Annotated in this window: 2 protein-coding genes; both read left to right on the top strand. The window is 56.4% G+C overall.

The genetic code is table 11. The features are described 5' to 3' along the window. The coding region (locus PDO_RS16110; RefSeq protein WP_007604152.1) for a transposase domain-containing protein at window positions 1-286 on the top strand (286 nt) is incomplete at its 5' end. 176 nt (window positions 287-462) lie between these two features. Continuing rightward, complete coding sequence (locus PDO_RS16105) at window positions 463-756, top strand: hypothetical protein (protein ID WP_003521946.1); 294 nt, start codon at window positions 463-465, stop codon at window positions 754-756. Window positions 757-814: the final 58 nt, after the last annotated feature.

Here is an 814-nt window from a genome sequence, read left to right as displayed (position 1 = left end):
AAAGGGCGCCGTGAGCACCATACCCTTTAACAATGCTGCCGAACGAGCGCTCAGAGGCTTTGCACTCGGCAGGAAGTCATGGCTGTTTGCCGGATCGGATCGTGGTGCTGAACGTGCGGCGTTCATGGCGACACTGATCATGAGCGCCAAGCTCAATGACATCGACCCGCAGGCCTGGCTTGCCGACGTCCTCGCCAACATTGCGGACACGCCGATCAGCAGGCTGGAGCAACTGCTGCCGTGGAACTGGACACCACCAAAGTCTTTAAGGGGGCGGGCTGCCTAACCGGGCGGCCATAGTCGGCGAGTGTACTGGACCCGGTTCCAACACTCAGGAATGTGCTATCAAAAATCCACTCGCGAAGATGCGGCGTGTCGGCTAGCGTCACGTAGGCAGGCCGTCGTTTTCGAGCAAGTCACATACCAGAGGAATCGATTTGAGAAACAACTGGGACAGCGTAAATGAATGATCACGCGCTGAGCAATGTCGTGCGTGAGGCACTCCTCCAGCTCGAAGCCGACGGCCACATTGTGATCGTGTCGACGACAATCGGGCCAATAGTCGATGCCATTGCCAACAAAGTTGCCGACGTTGTTCCGAGGACAGACCTCTCCCTTCGAGAGCTGTCAGCCACTCGGCTGCTAATTAATCAGGCCATCCACGATACTCGATTTTTCGACTGGGAAATGCCGACGCTGACTGGTTTGACCATCGAAGAGTTCAGCATCGTTGCAGGCAAATTACCGCGTGTATAGCCGGTTAAAAAATGGCACGCGATATCATGTCCGCGGCCTTCACCGGAGGGGTACTGGC

This window comes from Rhizobium sp. PDO1-076 (genome assembly GCF_000247475.1).
GTDB lineage: Bacteria > Pseudomonadota > Alphaproteobacteria > Rhizobiales > Rhizobiaceae > Allorhizobium.
Note: the sequence above shows the minus strand (reverse complement) of the source record. Positions and strands in the feature narration are given on the sequence as shown.

Bases quoted from the DNA above. Each gene is read 5' to 3' on its own strand.
- PDO_RS16105 (WP_003521946.1), top strand. From the start codon at position 463: ATGAATGATCACGCGCTGAGCAATGTCGTGCGTGAGGCACTCCTCCAG.